This is a genomic window from Nonomuraea sp. 3N208 (genome assembly GCF_052245935.1).
In the GTDB taxonomy this organism is placed as follows: domain Bacteria; phylum Actinomycetota; class Actinomycetes; order Streptosporangiales; family Streptosporangiaceae; genus Nonomuraea.
This window is the reverse complement of sequence record NZ_JBQQBR010000019.1, coordinates 1-15,810: the sequence shown is the minus strand read 5'-3', so window position 1 is coordinate 15,810 and position 15,810 is coordinate 1. Positions and strand designations below refer to the sequence as shown.

The window sequence follows — 15,810 nt, the reverse complement described above, 5'->3', positions numbered from 1 at the left end:
TGGTTACATGTCAACCAAACCTTCTAAGGTAGAGGCATGGCTGAGCCGAGATGGCTGGACGACGCCGAGTTCCGTGCCTGGATCGGCTACCGGCGGATGCGATTGCTGCTGGACGCCGAGGTCGGCCGCGACCTGCTGGCCGACTCGGGACTGTCCATGCCCGACTACGACGTGCTGTCCGCGCTGACCTCGTCAGAGGGGCACCGGCGACGACTCACCGAGTTGGCCGACCGGATGCTCTGGTCCAAGAGCCGACTCTCGCGCCACATCAGCAGGATGGAGCAGCGCGGGCTGGTCACCCGCGAGGAGTGCGAGAACGACGCCAGGGGCGCCGTCGTCGTGCTGACCAGGGCCGGGCTGCGCACGATCCAGGAGGCCGCACCCTTGCACGCGGAGTCCGTCCGGCGGCGTTTCATCGACCTGCTGTCCCCCGAGCAGCTCGATGCCCTCGGCACCATAGCCGAGAGCGTGCTGGCCCACCTGGTCCCTGACGGCGCGTCGGGGATGGAGCGGTAGCGACGCATACCGCGCTGTGCGTGGCGGCAACCTTCCCGCTAACCCCGTTTCGCACATGGGCGATCTTCAGCGAAGCTCTCTTGGATCGACGTCGAGGAGATCCAGGAGATGGAGCTGGAGGTCGGTGGTGTTGGAGTGAGCAGTCAAGATCACGTCGAATGTGTCCATGATGCCGTTGTACGCCGCAGTGCCGACAGGATCGGGGGCCTGAGACTGGAACGAGCGGACAGCCGCAGTCTGTCGGGGCTGCGAGCGCTGGCGCCGTGTGGCCGGCTCAGGCGAAATAACAGGAATTCCGGACACGAGTGGATCCTGAACTCTCTGACCTGCGAAAATATCGAGGTACCGAACTCCGTCGTGGGGCTCGAGGCAGCCGTACTTCCGAGTCACCCGTGCCCGCCGGGGGCGGCGAGTGACCGGAGCTTTCCGCCGTTGGCGTCGAGCCAGTGGGTCGTGTCCTCCAGCTTGCGGATTCGGTCGGCGACCTCGCCGAGCTGTGCCTTCCCGTTCAGCCAGCGGCCCGCCCGCGACAGGGCGCTGCCGACCGCCCGGGCGAGGAGCAGCCGGGGCAGCGCGTCGGCCTCGGCAGCGTCCAGGGGGCGGACCGAGGCGTATCCCCGGAGGAAGGCCGCCGTGCGGGGCTGCCAGTCGCGCGTCTCCAGGGCCCCGCTGTAGAACAGCGCCGCCATCATGTCCTGGACCAGGAAGCCGACCCCGGCGAACTCGAAGTCAAGCAGCCCGCTCACCTCTCCGGTGTCCTCGTCGACCAGCACGTTCCCGGCCGCCAGGTCACCGTGGATGACCTGGGTCGGCAGCGCGCCGCCGCCCGCAGGCCACTCCTGCCCGACGCGGCGGGCCACGGCGTCGAGGAGGGCGACCCGCTCCGCGCTGATCTCGGCGGCGCGCAGCTGACGGCAAAGGGCGCCGACGTGCGGCACGGCGGGGTGCGCCAGAGGATTAACGCGCCAGTCCCCCAACCCGTCTTCTGGCGGCACGCCCAGCATCGCCTCGCCGAGCAGCCCGGCCGCCTGGCCGAAGCGCTCGAGTGCCGTCTGGCCCTTGAGGTCGGGCCGCACGCCGGGGATCCACCGGCAGACTGTGGCAGGCCCGGCGGCGGTCTCGATCACCGTGTCTCCGCTGGGCGCGGCGACTGGTTCAGGCACCTGGAAGGGAAGTCCGGCCTGCCGTAGCCGCCGCAGGATCCGGTGCTCGGCGCCGGCCTGGGCCGCGGACTGGGTCTGGCTGACCCGGAGCACGAATCGGAGGCCCCCCTGGCGGAGCATGAACGTCTGGTTGTTGGTCCCCTGCTCGGCTTGGGTGATCGTGGTGCCCGGGGGGAAACCCCACGCTGCCGTCAGCGTGGCCAGGAACTCCAGGTCGGCGGGCGCGGTCACGCGCCAATTTTGGCAGCATGCCGAGGCTGGCGCGCAACCGGTTATAGGCGCCCTCAGCGCAAGAGTCGGCAGAGGGTTCAATTCTGGGCGACCAGCCGGGGCCGTGCTTTCCTGCTCGGGTCGAGCTGCGGTATGACCAGAAGCGGCCATCAGTCGATCATGTTCGCGATCTCGGAAGTGGATTCGAGGTTTCTGAGCCTGAGTGCCTGTTCAAAGCTGGTGATCTTCCCTAGTAACCGCCGTGGCATGGTTGGAGCGGCCTGAAGCATCATGTGAGGTGGCCCCGGAGAAGGCTGCGCTTCCCGCTGTGTTCGGATCGAGCAGACCAGGGGTTGCGCAACTTGCCAGGTACCGGTAGCGGTGGAGCCGCGATATCGATACACACACGGGTCTGACCGATCGGCGTCCTGAAGAGGATTGTGACAGGTCCGTCGCAGATCCCGCATTCAACAGTTCGGCCTCCGGAGCCGTCTATCCCGTGACGGAACGAGGAAAGGCAGAAGTCATTGGAGGACGAGCCTCACTTCGAGGAGTTCGTGGCGGAACGAGCCGACGCTCTGCTGCGCTACGGCTACCTGCTCAGCGGCAACCCGGATACCACGCTCCAGCAGCACCTTCCACCCCACCGGATTCGCCGCGAACCCACGTCCTGACTTTGAAAGACCACCCGCTGTGCTCGTCCAGCGAAACAGATGTGGGTGACTGGCTCGCCGAGATCGCTCGCCGCGACGAAGACCCCGTTCATCGTGCCCCGGATGGCCCGCCAGGCCCGATGAGGGTCTGCCAGGCCGTCGGCACGTTGCCGACCTTGTGCAGGAGCGCGAGCAGGCGCATCTCCGATTGCCCAGGCCGCCGTCCACCGCAGCGACGAAGTCGATATCGCTGCTTCCTCCCCGTTAGGCGCCCGGCGGTGCGGTCGAGCCGACGACATGGAAACCGTAGATTCGCCGCGGCACCAGTCGGTCGGCCAGGTCAGGCGCTTCGTTCGTGACCGCAGGAGGTGAGATCTCCCGCGCACGCCCATCCGAAAAGCGCACTTGGCGCTGCGCTATATGGATAGCCGAGGTCGTGGAATCCTCATAATCTCCACTCTCAGGCACAAACAGGCGAACAGCCCGAAAGCTCTCGGCCTCCAAAGACTCAGCCGCTCTCCGCTTTCGGGCCATCAGGTGTCGCCCGCACGGGAAGGGGTCTGCGACGAGACTGATCGTGGAAGTGCGTGCGTGCAGTGCGGCATGTAGACCGATCTTATCGCCAGGCCAGTGAATAGAAATTTTCTGGCCACTTGAACTGCACGATGATCTTTTTGTTACCTGACCCATGCGGGAACGGCTCGCGCCGCACTCAGGACGGGGGCATCGGGCTGTCGATCTAGCTCGGCTTGGGTCTTGGTGTCGACCTGCACGAGACGACCGATGCCTCGCAGCCCAAAAGGTCAGCTCGTCCTCTGAGACGGGCGGTGAACCGCAAACAAACGGACCGCTACCTTCTTCGCACAAATATTCCGCTTCTGGAAGGAATAGTTCGATGATCAACCCGTTCCACATAGACATCCCGCAGGACGAGCTGGATGACCTACGAGACCGGCTCGCCCGTACCCGCTGGAGCGGCGAGATCGGCGGCCAGGGATGGAGCCGCGGCGTCCCGACCGGCTACCTGCGGCAGCTCGCCGCCTACTGGGCCGACGGCTACGACTGGCGCAAGCACGAGGCCCGGCTGAACGAGCTGCCCCAGTTCACCACCGACATCGACGGGCAGACCATCTACTTCGCGCACATTCGCTCTCCCGAGGCCGAGGCGACCCCGCTGATGCTCATCCACGGCTGGCCCGGCTCGTTCGCCGAGTTCCTGGACGTCATCGGGCCGCTGACCGACCCGCGCTCCTATGGCGGCGACCCTGCCGACGCCTTCCACCTGGTGATCCCCTCTCTGCCCGGATTCGGCTTCTCCGCCCCGCTGCGCGATGTGGGCTGGACGCAGGGCCGCATCGCCGACGCTTTCGCCGAGCTGATGCACCGGCTCGGCTACTCCCGCTACGGCGTGCAGGGCGGCGACGTCGGAGCCTTCGTCGCCCCGGCCATGGCCCGCCAGGATTCCGAGCACGTGTTCGGCGTGCACGTCAACGCCCTGGTCACCTTCCCGATCGGGGCCGACGGTGAGATGGACGGCCTGACCGAGTCCGAACAGGAGCGGCTGGCGCGCCTGGAGCACTGGCAGCAGGAACAGAGCGGCTACGACAAGCTTCAAGGCACCCGCCCGCAGACCCTGGGACACGGCCTGAACGACTCCCCGGCCGGCCAACTCGCCTGGATCGTCGAGAAGTTCAAGGAATGGACCGACAGCACCGCCGACCTGCCCGAAGACGCCGTCGACCGCGACGCCATCCTCACCAACGTCAGCATCTACTGGTTCACACAGACCGGCGCCTCCTCGGCCCACAACTACTACGAGTCCCACCACGACCCCTCGGCCTGGGCGCCACGCGAACCCGGGACCGTGCCCACCGGCGTAGCGGTCTCCCTCACCCAGGATGTCGCCATCCGTCGCTTCGCCGAACGCGATCACACCATCGTGCACTGGACCGAATTCGAGCGCGGCGGACACTTCCTGGCCCTGGAACAGCCCGGCCCGTTCATCGCCGACGTACGCGAGTTCTTCCGCTCCCTGCGCTGACCGTCCGCACCGCCGCCACACACCGACGGCGCCAGTCCGCGACAACTCCGGCTAGTCAGGCGATCCAGGCATCATCCGGGCCTGAAACGCCGGAAGAGGAGATCGGCTACATCCGCGTCCTGGACAATTGTCGCACCCGAGCTCGGGGTTGGCGTTGGCGGCTGGTCCGGCCCTCGGAGAGACGGGTGGAGGAACGCGTGGCTGGCCCGCAGCTCGATACCGATACCCGCACCGACCGCTCCTGCCGGCCGGTGCCGGGCTGGCTGGCGGCCGAGCGCGGTGCATGAGGCCCCGCCGGCGAGCGGGCCGGAGCGACATTGTGCCTGCCGAATATCCCATCCGCGCAGCTCAAGTGGTGTGTGAGTATTCGTGGAGGACTCCGCCGAGGCGGTCTCGTCGGCGTACGTTTGGGTCAACGATTCTGGCTGGATCGTTGATCGGATCCGGGACGGCGCGTAGTGGAGCCGCCTGTGCCAGGGCTTGATGGGGTTGGTGCACGTTGTAGAAGTTGGCGATCACGAACGGGGGCATCGTGGCACAACCGCCCTATCAGGCCGGGCCCGGTGCGTGGCAACCACAGGGCCAACCGGGGTATCCGCAAGGATGGCCGCAGTGTGGCCAAGGAAATCCGCAAGGGTGGCCCCAAGGCGGCGGCTACGGGAATCCGCAGGGCCCGCCGCAGTCGCCCCAGCCGCCGTATCCGCCGTATCCAAGGGGCGGCCCGCCACCCGGCGGGCCGCCGGGCCCGCCGAGGCGGAAGAAGCGCGGATGGATCGTGGCGCTGCTGGCCGCCGCGGCCCTCGTGCTCGTGCTGGTCGTCGCCATTGGTGTCGTGATCCTGCCGAAGCTTCGCGGCGGTGGCGGGCCGGGCGCGGAGGACACGCAGACCACCGGGCCGAACGCGAGCGGCAGCGTCAAGCTGAAGAACGTCCCGCGTCCAGGCTACGAGAAGTTGGCGGAGGACGAGGGGGTCGTCGACCCAGCGGCGCTCGTGGAGAAGCCCGGCGAGCCGCCGTACAAGCACGCCGGCTCGACGGTCATCCCAGCCTGCAACCTCATGACGTTCGCCGACCTGAAGAAGCACGGCTTGGTCCTGAACGTCAACCCTCTGGTTCCGGCGTACAAGCGCTCCTACTTCGATGGCCAGGGCAAGGGGCCGATGGAGGACGGCAGCGATCTATTTCTCCCGATGACGCCGCCCAACTCCTGCGACATGGCGCTGTGGCCGGAGGGCATGCTCACGATCTCGGTCTTCCAGGAGAGCTACACCAAGGCCTCCGCCCTGGACTACGAGTTCAAGGACTACGTCAAGAGACCGGCGATCGGCGGAGTGACCGTGGTGGAGAAGAAGCGCGGCACGAGCGTGGTGGACAAGACCACGCGGTACCTGACCTTCGCCCTGCGGCTGGAGAAGACGGTGGCGCAAGTGCAGCTGTCGGTGAAGGCAGGGTCGCAGCTGGAGGCACAGAAGCAGGCGGTGCTGAAGACGATCGCCGGCAACCTGGAGGAGCAGACGGCGCGTCCCGGAGGCGTCACGTCCATCTCCTACGACAGCCCGCTGATCACCGCGAAGCCGGGAATGGCCTGCGAGGTGCTCAACGCCGACGACTTCCGCACGCTGTTCCGCAGGCACTCCGCGCCGTTCGTCACGGAGGAGATCGGCAGTGCGGTCGGCAGGACGGACTTCAGCATCGGCACGGACATCCGCGATCCCAACGAGTACGCCTACGTCGACACCCTGTGCGAGCGGAACACCGGAGAGGGCCACCGGGCCGACGGGCACAGGTTGAGGCTGCAGATCACCAGCTACATGGCCGCCCCGGCACCCGCGCACAACATGAAGTTTGGCGGGCCGTATGACGGCGCGCAGCCGCTGAGCCGTCCCGTGGGCGAGGAGGCGTACTGCGTGACCAAGCAGTACGCCCGATCCGCCGGCGCGGTGGTGTTCCGGAAGGGGCGGTTCCTGGTCACGCTGACCATGACCGAGCCCAACCAGCAGCCGAACAGAGATCCCGCCCAGCACTGCGGGCGCCTGAGCCCTATCGCGGAGCGGGTGGCCGGACGGCTGAAGTGACCGCTCCGGCCTCTCGCCTCGCGTCAACCGGGAGGCCTGAGGTGGGCTCAGCGCTGCAGAGCGAGGCTCAGCACCGCCCTGCGCTGGACAGCGACCTCACCTCCACGCCGATGCCGTTGACCGACCCCGACGTGCCCGCGCCGAGCGTCGCTGGGACATCACGCCGGGGCCGGTGGCCACCACGCGCACGCGGTCGGCGGTGAAGGTGATCCGGAGCCGGGTGACGCCGAACCTGCGGCTGTGCGCCTGCCGAAACCCCATCCGCGCTGTTCAAGCGGCATGTAAGTATTCGTGGAGGACTCCGCCGAGCCGGTCTCGTCGGCGTACGTCGAGGTCAACAATTCTGGCCGGATTGGTGATGGGATCCGGGACGGCGCGAAGTGGAGCAGCCGCAGCGCGGCGAAAGTGTTGGTGATGGTCAGGTACGCCAGGCGAAGGAGCACTGCCGATCATCATGCCGCACTTGGTTCCGTCTCCGGGTGGCCGGAGCTCGCGCGCGCCACGCGAAGCCGTCACATGGTCATGACCTGGGCGGATGTAATTATCGGCAGGCGCAGGGACGGCTACCGGGCCGCAGCGGCCTCGTCCATGATCACCTTCTGCGGGACTCGGGCTGTCGACTCAGGCGGTGTCGTCGACGAACACCAGGCCGTCCCGGAGCGCGTCGCGCAGCCACGCCTGGACGGCGGCGGCGCCGACGTCATGGCCCAGCTCCTTAACTCACCGGCATTGCCCTGAGCTAGGAAAATCAAGGCGACCAAGCTCTTGCTTCCACCCGCACGAGGAGCACTTTTCAGGTGTCCGACCTTACCGCGTGGTCGCGGGTGTGCAACTTGTCGTCCGACCGGTGATCTCACGGCCGTGTGTGAGGTCACTCGCCACCGTGGCGGAGCTTCCACGCGTTCCGCCGTGTTGACGCAGTTCCAACGGAGGTCGGAGATGGCGTCTCAATTACCGGCCGCGGCGAGGGCCGGCAGTCCACCCGCTCGACAAAGTCAGGCGCCTTCTCGCCCGAGTTCCGCAGTTCGTGGGCACATGAGGCCACGCCGGTTCCGCACCGACATCGAACGGATCATCTTCGCCCTGGTGGCCAACCGGGCCATCGCCCCGTCCTCCAAGCTGGCGGCCACGCACTGGGGGAGCCACATGGTGGCCGTTCCCGGCCTGCCGACAATGGATACCGACCAGGCCTATCGGGCGATGGATCTGCTGGTGAGCGCCGACGCCCGCGGCGAGGCCTCCCACAGCGCGTTCTTCGCAGTGGCCAATCTACTGAACCTGGACGTGGACTTGATCCGCTCCGGGCGATGATGGCCATCGATATGCCCGCCACTCCCATCGGTCTGGCTCGTCTCATCCGCGCGCACTGTGCCGAGTGCCGAGAGTCACCCCGTCGATGAGGGAGCTGACTTCGGCAGCTTCGGGGCTGCCAACCGCGGAGAAGAGGGTGACCGCTTCCCGCCAGTACGGCACCGCGGCATCGGCTCTCTCCTCTTCGTACAGGGCGTCGCCGAGCACCCGCAGAGCCCTTGCTTCACCGAGGCGGTGGCCGGTCGCGCGGTGTAGTTCGAGAGCCCGCTTGGCCTGAGTTGCGGCTTCGGACGGTGCTGCGCGGGCGGTGCTGGTCTCTGCGAGCGCGGTCAGTGCGAGCCCTTGGAGCATGCGGAATGAGCGGTCGTGGGCGATCGCGTAGGCACGTTCGGCGTATGTGGCGGCATCGAGATAGCGGCCAAGGCCTCTGGCGGCGTTGGCCAGACCGATCAGGCTCACGACTTCGGAATGGCGGTTGCCACCCTGCATCGCCGCGTCGAGCGCCTGCTGGTGGAGTTCGAGTGCCTCGCAGTAGCGGCCGAGATCGTGATGAAGCGTGCCGACGACATTCAAGGCACCCGCTCGCAGGAGATGATCGCCCAAGTCATGACTCATCACCAGGGCCTTGCCGCCGAGCTCGAGCGCCTCGGCGTGGTGCCCGAGATCCCGGCGCGCGGCTGCCAGCACGACCAGGCCTTCCAGCTCGACGCCGTGGTCACCGCGCTGGCGGCTGAGAAGAACACCTTCGTTGAGATACTGGACCGCCTCGTCGAGCCGTCCCAGGCTGTGGTGGACCGCACCCACGGTGCAGATCAAGGCGGTGGAATGGTTGGTGGTGAGCTCTAGGGCCTGATTGAGGTGGTCAAGGGCCAGCTCCAGCCGTCCGAGCAGGTGGTGGGCGTTCGCCAAGTTATTCAGGTAGGCCTCTTGACCGCGCTTGCGACCGGTCTGCCGGGACAGCTCGAGAGCTCTGTCGAGGTGTTCGACCGCTTTAAGAAGATGTCCCAGGCGCAAGTACGCGTTGGAAAGCCCGCCGAGGGCGGAAGCCTGGCAGTCCAGCCATCCGATCTCCTCGGTGAGAGAGAGTGCACGGGCGTACCCCTCCATCGCCTCCCCGGGCCGGTCCTGATGCGTGTAGACGTCGGCCAGGCTCAGCTGGATCACTGCTTGGGCCGTGCGGGTGCCTTCGGCCTCGGCGACGGTAAGGGCGGCTTGAGCGCAGGCGAGCCAATCGTCAAGGTGCCTACTAACCCAGAAGTGGCCGCGCAGCGCGTCCGTCAGCCGCCATACCATATCGGCGGGACCGTGCTGATGCGCGTGGCGGATCATTGCGACGAGGTTGGCGTGTTCAGCCTCCAGCCAGGCAGCAGCGGATTCCTGACTGTCGAAAGCCGTGGGCTGGACGGTACTGGGGAGCGGTGGCGGCGGCAGCCGTACCCAATGGGGGTGGAGCAATTGAGCGGCGGCGAGCACGCTGTGCAGATACCAGTCGTACAAGCGCCGCTGGGCCTCCAGCAGCTCGCCGGGGGGTTCGTCGGAGTGGGCGTGCTCGGCGGCGTAGAGGCGTAGGAGGTCATGGAAGGTGTAGCGGCCGGGGCTATGCGGGCGGATCAAGTGGTAGGTGGCGAGCCTGTCCAACTCTCGTCTCGCCTCGGCTGTGGAGCAGCCGGCCACCGCGGCCGTGGCGGCTGCGGTGAAGTCCGTGCCGGGCAGCAGGCCGAGCAGACGAAACAACCTGCGCTGTGAATCGGGAAGGGCGGTGTAGGACAGGTCGAAGGTCGCACGCACGGCGGCTGCTTGATCACTGCCGGTTTCCAGGGCGGCCAGCCGGTTGCCCTCGCGTAGCTCGCTCACGTAGTCGGTCAAGCTCAGGTGTGGGTTGGCACCGAGGTTGGCCGCCGCGATGCTCAGTGCCAGTGGGAGACGGGAGCATAGTTCGCCGAGTTCCGTCTCCGCCTGCGGAGCGGCGCGGAGGCAGTCTTCGTTCAGGAGTGCGAGGAGGAGGGAATGGGTTTCATCTGGCGAGAAGGCATCGAGGGTGATGCGGAAAGCGCCTTCTCGTGCGGCCAGTCCGCGCAGTTGATTGCGGCTGGTGATCAGGACCAGCGACTGTGCGCCGGGCAGTAGAGGGCGTACCTGCGCCTCGTCGCGGGCGTTGTCGAGGAGGATCAGCGTTCGCCGGTCGGCCAGCAACGTCCGCAGAAGTGCCGAGCGCGCGTCCAGCTCTGTCGGGAGCCGTTCGGGCGCGACATCCAACGCACGTAGCAGCATCTCCAGAGCGGCGGCGGGCTCGACCGGCGCACCGGGCCCGAAACCGCGTAGATCGAGGTACAGCTGGCCGTCCGGGAACCGGCCTTGGATCATGTGCGCCCAATGAACTGCCAGCGCAGTTTTTCCCATTCCGCCAGTGCCGCCGATCAACACCGGCCGCAACGCGTGACCGTCGGAGGCGGCCATCAGCTCGCGCAGCTTCTCCAACTGGGCACGCCGACCCGTGAAGTGCACGATGTCGGCGGGCAGCTGTCGAGGAGGCGCGGCCGAGGGGGAGACGGACACGGCTGCTCGCGACGGTTGTGCGGTGACGATCTCCAGCCGTTCCGGGGTGGTGGCCACACTGCTCAAGGCGGGCGGAACCAGCAGGGCGGGATCGCTGGTGAGGATGTCGTGATGCAGTTTCCGTAGCTCGCCACCGGGATCGACGCCCAGCTCCTGACGGAGCAGGTTGCCGACCGTGTGGTAAACCTGGAGCGCTTCGGCCTGATGGCCGGACCTATGCAGTGCGAGCATGAGCTGAGCCCACAAGCGCTCGCGCAACGGGTGCGCCGCCGTGGCCCCTTTGAGCTCCACGATCATCTCGTAATGACGGCCTGTCCGAAGTCCGAGGTCGAACCAGCGCTCCAGCACTTGTACCCGCTGCTCGTTGAGCACGAGCACGTGATCACGATGCAGCGACGCCGACGGCACATCGACCAGGGCGGGACCTCGCCACAATGCCAGCGACCGCTGGAGCAGATCGGCCTCACCCCTGTCGTCTCCGGCGTGACCTGCTCGCCTGGCACGGCCGACGAGATCAAGGAAGACGGCGACGTCAAGGTCCTCCACCGCGAGCTTGAGGACATATCCCTCCTCCCGGGTGTGGATCAGCTGCTGGTCGTCGCTGCGGTCGAGCAAAGTACGCCGCAATCTGCCGATGTGTGTCTGAACGGCCCCGCGCGCATCGTCCGGAGCCTCCCGGCCGTCCCACATCCGTTCGGCGAGCTGATCGAGCGATACATGCTGGTTCGCCTGCAGGAGCAAGGTTGCCAGGGCAATTCGCTGTTTGAGCGCCGGCACGGCCACCGGAACCCCGTCGCGCACCACCTCAAGCGCGCCCAGAACACCAAACCGTGTCCCCATGCCGAAACGATTTCACATTTCCGCGACGGGGACGCGGAGTTCGAGGTACTTGAAGGTCGCCTGTGAAGGGGGTCGCCAGAGCCTGCCTTGGTCTGCGCCCCCACCGCTCGCGGACGTCATGGTGGCCGCGTCCCGCGAGAGGACCCGCTGGTGAAGGATGCCTGGGGCTGTAAGTCAACCAGACGACAGCGAAACAACGCCAGAACGACAACGAGTGGCAGAAATATGAGTCACCCGGAGGGACCTTGAAGCGATCAGCCTCACCCAGGTCCCCTTAGATGCGAACAAGGGTTCTGAGATTGAGGTACTCATAGTGGAACTGCGGCGGCTATATGTTCTCCCGGTGCATCGGGCGCATCGCCGCATCAGGCGCATGGGAACCCGACAAAACACCTCGCCCAGCCTGCGTGCCGACGAGATCCACGTCGAGCCGTTTACACCGCCGTCGTCGGCTGAGCTCGACGCCGTGGAGCCGAGGCCGGGATGCTGCGCAGATTCCTCGACATCCGGACTGGGTGAAGGGGCGGTGCCAACACATCGACCGTAGCTCGTCGCAATCCCGATGATCGTCCCGTCCGTCCTCATCGGCTGCGGCGAGAATGACCCCTCCAACGCCCGGCCGGAGGACTGCCTGGAAGCGCTGCGGCAAGTTCTCAAAACGACTGGCTTCCACATCGTCGACGGTGGCGCCGGTAAGGCCGCCTGCGAGGCGGCCTTACGGCTGGACCCTTTCGGGTCCTGCGAGAGCAACACCTGGTTCGTCACTCGCGAAGCCCCCGTTGAGAAGGCGCTCCGCCGCTTCACAACGCAGGCCCGCACTTCTCTTTTGCCGGGCAGCGCAGGATTCTTTGAACTTTGACGAAACGTCCGAAGCCTGGCCTTCGCATTCATAACACTTGTGTCGACGAAACGTCAGGGGATCATATTCATGACATCCGATGGTCATTTTACGGGCGATTTCCAAAAAATACGAGACTTCGTGTCTCGCATCTCATGGCCGTACACCGTCGAGGTCATCAAGGAACATCCGGCAGGAGGCTGCTACAAGGAGTTGTACGAGGGCAACATCGGCGTGCGCATCCTGTCGTACGGAGCCGAGATCCGTGTCGCCGTCCCGGAGGCCCCGGACTTCTACAATATCTACTTTCCGCTGAGAGGCGCGGGACAGATGAAAGTCGAAGGCGAGTATATCGACGCGCCGTCGGTCATCGTGGGGCCCCAAGAGAAGTCCGACATGTGGTGGAGCGTCGACCACGAGCTATTGATCATCCAGGTTCCCTCGGCGCTGGTCGAGCGGACACTCGCCGACTATCTGGGCGATCCTCCGAAGCAAGCCCCCTGTTTCCGGCCAGCTATTACCTGTGACAGTGCTTTCGGCGGAGTCCTCACCATGTTGTCGCTGGTGATCGCGGACGACAGGCTACCGTTCATGGCCTCGCCCTTGGCCGGGCATCACTTCGAGCAATTTCTGTTGCACACCCTTGTGGACTCGCAGCCGCACGACTACTCGCCCATCCTCGGCGATCCTGACGCCGCCTCCAGGCCAGCGGCATTGCGCCGAGCGCAGCGATACTGCGAGGAACACGCGGATGAATACATCTCCTTGCGAGACATCGCCGCAGCGGCCAGGGTCAGCGTCCGCACTCTGCAACACGATTTTCGCAATCACCTGCAAACTACGCCTCTCGCCTACCTGCGCCAGGTACGACTGGCGCATGCCCATGCCGACCTGATACGCATCGCCCAGACAGGCGCTCTGACCACTGTCACAGAAGTGGCCACCCGTTGGGGTTTCATGCATCTGGGCCGCTTTGCCTGCCTCTACAGGAGGACCTACGGCCGAGCGCCCTCCAGCACCTTGTACGGGTCCTCGAAGGAGCCGAGGTCATAGTGATGGAGCAAGGCTTGACGCCCAGGTCACGGCGTTAACTCAGGTGTTGTCACCGGCGTACTATTCGGACCTGGACGCCCCGCTGCACCGCGAGGTGTTCCGGCACGAGCTGGCCCGCAGGCCGAGCACGCTGCTGGTGGAGGCGCCGGGCGGTGACGGGTTCGGTACGGGCTGGCTGGGCGGCCGCGCCAACGAGCTGACCGTGACGCTTCGCTCGACCGCGCCGGAGCCGCCGGTCCGCACGGCGGCCAGGGTGACCGCGCCGCCGCCGCGGCACCACCCGGGCGGGGAATGGGTGTACGCGAAGCTGTACGCGTCGGCGGACCGGCACACGGATCTGATCAGGCAGCGGCTGCCGGTGTTGCGGGCGGCGCTGCCCGAGTCGGTGGATCGCTGGTTCTTCATCCGGTACTTCGATCCGGGACCTCATCTGCGCATCCGGTTCCACGGGGAGCCTGGGGCGCTGAATCGGGAGGTGGTTCCGCTGGTGCACGATTGGGCGGCGGACCTGTGCCGGGCCGGGCTCGCGCGTTCGCTGGTGCTGGACACGTACGAGCCGGAGGTCGATCGGTACGGCGGCACCGAGGCGCTGGAGACGGCCGAGCGGCTGTTCGCCGCGGACAGCGACGCCGTGCTCGCGCAGCTGGGCGTGGGGCTGGACATGACGCCTGAGCTGCTGGCCGCCGCGAACTACGCCGACCTGGCGCAGTCCTTCCACGGTCCTGGCTGGGAGGAGTGGCTGCTGGCCGCCTATCCCTTGGACGAGCACCATCGTGCGTTCCAATCGGTCCGGCGTGCTGCGGTGGAGACGCTCGCGGAGCCCGATCCTCGGCTGCTGGAGATCTGGGGGCCGCGGAGGCGGGTCGCCGCCGAGTACGGCGAGCTGATCAGGTCCCTGCGCCGCAGGACGCCGCTGCCGGCACTCCTGCACATGCACCACAACCGGCTGATCGGCGTGTCCAAGCCGTCCGAGGGCGCCTCGTACGCGATCGCCCGCGGCGTCGTCCAGGCGCTGCGTGACCGGGCGAGGCACCGGGCATGACGGGGCCGGAAACGATCCGGGTCGCCGAGATCGTCGAGGAGGTGGCGCGGCGGCTGGCCGACCCGGTCGAGGTGTCACGGGTGGCCTCGGCCAACACCGACCGGCTCCTGGACGGCCGGCAGCCACTGGTGTGTCATGCGATGTCGCTCAACGAGGGGTTCCTCGGGGTGGCGTTGCTGCACAGTGAGCTCGGGTGGCGCGAACACGCCCACGCGTTCCTGGCGGCCGCGGCCGGTGCGCAGGCCGGGAGGCACGCGTTGTTCGACGGGTTGCCGGCACTGCTGTTCGCGACGCGGGCGGCCGTCGCCCAGCCGGGCGACTACGCGTCCCTTCTGGGGCGGGCGGAGTCGATCGTGCGGAAGATGGCGCGGCAGCGGGCCGAGGCGGAGCTGTCCCGGCTGGAACCCGGCCGGGCGGGGGTGGCGTTCAGCGCGTACGACGTCATCGAGGGGCTCACGGGGCTGGGCCGCGTGGTGCTGTCGTACGGGGACACCGAGCCGCTGTCCTACCTGATCGCGCTGACCGAGCCCATCGAGGTGACGGGCACGCCGGTGCCGGGCTGGCTGGTGCCGCACGCGCCGTTCAGCGGGGCGCCGGCCGGTGACGGGCATTTCAACCTGGGGCTCGCGCACGGCATCCCGGGGCCGCTGGCGCTGCTGGCGGTCGCGTACTTGCAGGGACTCCGGCTGCCCGGCCACGAGCAGGCCATGGAACGCGTGGCGGGCTGGCTGCTGGCCTGGGAAGACGGCGGGTCGTGGCCGCGCACGGTGACGTTGCGGCAGCAACTCTGCCGGGCCGGCGTGCGGACGCACAGCCACGCGCAACCGGAGACGCACGGCCACACGGAGCCGGAAGCGCACGATCGCACGGTTCCGACCGCGTACAGCCGCACGCTCCCGGCGGCGCCGCCCATCCGCCCCGCCTGGTGTTACGGCACGCCAGGTGTCGCACGGGCGCTCTTCCTCGCGGGGCAGGCCGTCGACCGGCCCGAATGGCGGCAGGCGGCGGTCCGAGCCCTGCACGAGACCCTGGCCCGTCCCTGGGACGAGTGGGGGATGGTGGACGCGGGGTTGTGTCACGGCTGGGCCGGGATGCTTCATGTCACCTGCCGCGCCGACGCCGATGACGAAGAACGCCGGGGCCAGCGCCCAGAGGCTGACGTTCGTCCCGGAGTAAGCGACGAGGACCAGAACCCAACCGCAACCGACGAGGTCGACGGCCAGGCCGATGAAGACGAGGGTGCGACCGAGCTTGGCGACCAGGCCGCCCATGGCGGCGAACCCGGCGGCGACGAGCCCCAGGGTGAGCGGCACCAGGCCGAGCGAGGTGTCCCGCGGGCTGGCGTGCAGCCCCTCCTGCAGGAACAGCGACAGCACGAAGAGCAGGCCGGTGCCGGCGGCGACGGCGACCAGGCACACGAGCAATCCGGAAGTGAAACCCCGGTTCTTCATGAGCGAGGGCTTGATGAGCGGGTGGGTCGCGGTGCGCTGACGGTAGGCGAAGGCAGCGAAGA

At 67.3% G+C, this 15,810-nt stretch carries 11 protein-coding genes and 1 pseudogene; 10 read left to right on the top strand and 2 right to left on the bottom strand.

Going from position 1 to position 15,810, the window contains the following annotated elements:
- Positions 1-36 precede the first annotated feature (36 nt).
- Positions 37-516 carry a MarR family winged helix-turn-helix transcriptional regulator gene (locus ACTWPT_RS27645; RefSeq protein WP_443180381.1) on the top strand — a complete coding sequence of 160 codons (480 nt, stop codon included), beginning with the start codon at positions 37-39 and terminating at the stop codon, positions 514-516.
- A 386-nt stretch (positions 517-902) separates the two neighbouring features.
- Here the strand turns inward: ACTWPT_RS27645 and ACTWPT_RS27640 are convergent, their stop codons facing one another.
- On the bottom strand, positions 903-1,910 hold the full coding sequence (locus tag ACTWPT_RS27640) for a phosphotransferase enzyme family protein (protein WP_443180380.1): 1,008 nt from the start codon (positions 1,908-1,910) through the stop codon (positions 903-905).
- 506 nt (positions 1,911-2,416) lie between these two features.
- Between ACTWPT_RS27640 and ACTWPT_RS27635 the strand changes: the two genes are divergently transcribed.
- From ACTWPT_RS27635 to ACTWPT_RS27615, 5 genes and pseudogenes are all read left to right on the top strand, one after another.
- Positions 2,417-2,563, top strand: a complete 147-nt coding sequence (locus ACTWPT_RS27635) for a hypothetical protein (RefSeq protein WP_443180379.1) — start codon at positions 2,417-2,419, stop codon at positions 2,561-2,563.
- A gap of 874 nt (positions 2,564-3,437) precedes the next feature.
- On the top strand, positions 3,438-4,583 hold the full coding sequence (locus ACTWPT_RS27630) for an epoxide hydrolase family protein (protein WP_443180378.1): 1,146 nt from the start codon (positions 3,438-3,440) through the stop codon (positions 4,581-4,583).
- 775 nt (positions 4,584-5,358) lie between these two features.
- On the top strand, positions 5,359-6,657 hold the full coding sequence (locus tag ACTWPT_RS27625; protein ID WP_443180377.1) for a hypothetical protein: 1,299 nt from the start codon (positions 5,359-5,361) through the stop codon (positions 6,655-6,657).
- A 522-nt stretch (positions 6,658-7,179) separates the two neighbouring features.
- Positions 7,180-7,395, top strand: coding sequence for a hypothetical protein (locus ACTWPT_RS27620; RefSeq protein ID WP_443180376.1), 216 nt, complete (start codon positions 7,180-7,182; stop codon positions 7,393-7,395).
- A gap of 297 nt (positions 7,396-7,692) precedes the next feature.
- Positions 7,693-7,953: pseudogene (locus ACTWPT_RS27615) on the top strand (IS1634 family transposase); the annotation flags it as partial.
- 57 nt (positions 7,954-8,010) lie between these two features.
- On the opposite strand, the gene ACTWPT_RS27610 reads toward ACTWPT_RS27615, so the two are convergent.
- Positions 8,011-11,364, bottom strand: coding sequence for an AfsR/SARP family transcriptional regulator (locus ACTWPT_RS27610; RefSeq protein WP_443180375.1), 3,354 nt, complete (start codon positions 11,362-11,364; stop codon positions 8,011-8,013).
- A 562-nt stretch (positions 11,365-11,926) separates the two neighbouring features.
- Here ACTWPT_RS27610 and ACTWPT_RS27605 point away from each other — a divergent pair.
- The 4 genes from ACTWPT_RS27605 to ACTWPT_RS27590 form a co-directional block, all read left to right on the top strand.
- Positions 11,927-12,223, top strand: a complete 297-nt coding sequence (locus tag ACTWPT_RS27605) for a hypothetical protein (RefSeq protein WP_443180374.1) — start codon at positions 11,927-11,929, stop codon at positions 12,221-12,223.
- 69 nt (positions 12,224-12,292) lie between these two features.
- Positions 12,293-13,255, top strand: coding sequence for an AraC family transcriptional regulator (locus ACTWPT_RS27600; RefSeq protein ID WP_443180373.1), 963 nt, complete (start codon positions 12,293-12,295; stop codon positions 13,253-13,255).
- A 46-nt stretch (positions 13,256-13,301) separates the two neighbouring features.
- On the top strand, positions 13,302-14,297 hold the full coding sequence (locus ACTWPT_RS27595; protein ID WP_443180372.1) for a thiopeptide-type bacteriocin biosynthesis protein: 996 nt from the start codon (positions 13,302-13,304) through the stop codon (positions 14,295-14,297).
- On the top strand, positions 14,294-15,810 hold a 1,517-nt coding region (locus tag ACTWPT_RS27590), incomplete at its 3' end, for a lanthionine synthetase C family protein (protein ID WP_443180371.1). The genes ACTWPT_RS27595 and ACTWPT_RS27590, both read left to right, overlap by 4 nt.

What these genes read in the sequence shown, in the direction of transcription:
- ACTWPT_RS27645 (WP_443180381.1), top strand. Translation starts at nt 37, where the DNA reads ATGGCTGAGCCGAGATGGCTGGACGACGCCGAGTTCCGTGCCTGGATC.
- ACTWPT_RS27630 (WP_443180378.1), top strand. Translation starts at nt 3,438, where the DNA reads ATGATCAACCCGTTCCACATAGACATCCCGCAGGACGAGCTGGATGAC.
- ACTWPT_RS27620 (WP_443180376.1), top strand. Translation starts at nt 7,180, where the DNA reads ATGACCTGGGCGGATGTAATTATCGGCAGGCGCAGGGACGGCTACCGG.
- ACTWPT_RS27610 (WP_443180375.1), bottom strand. Translation starts at nt 11,364, where the DNA reads ATGGGGACACGGTTTGGTGTTCTGGGCGCGCTTGAGGTGGTGCGCGAC.
- ACTWPT_RS27605 (WP_443180374.1), top strand. Translation starts at nt 11,927, where the DNA reads ATGATCGTCCCGTCCGTCCTCATCGGCTGCGGCGAGAATGACCCCTCC.
- ACTWPT_RS27600 (WP_443180373.1), top strand. Translation starts at nt 12,293, where the DNA reads ATGACATCCGATGGTCATTTTACGGGCGATTTCCAAAAAATACGAGAC.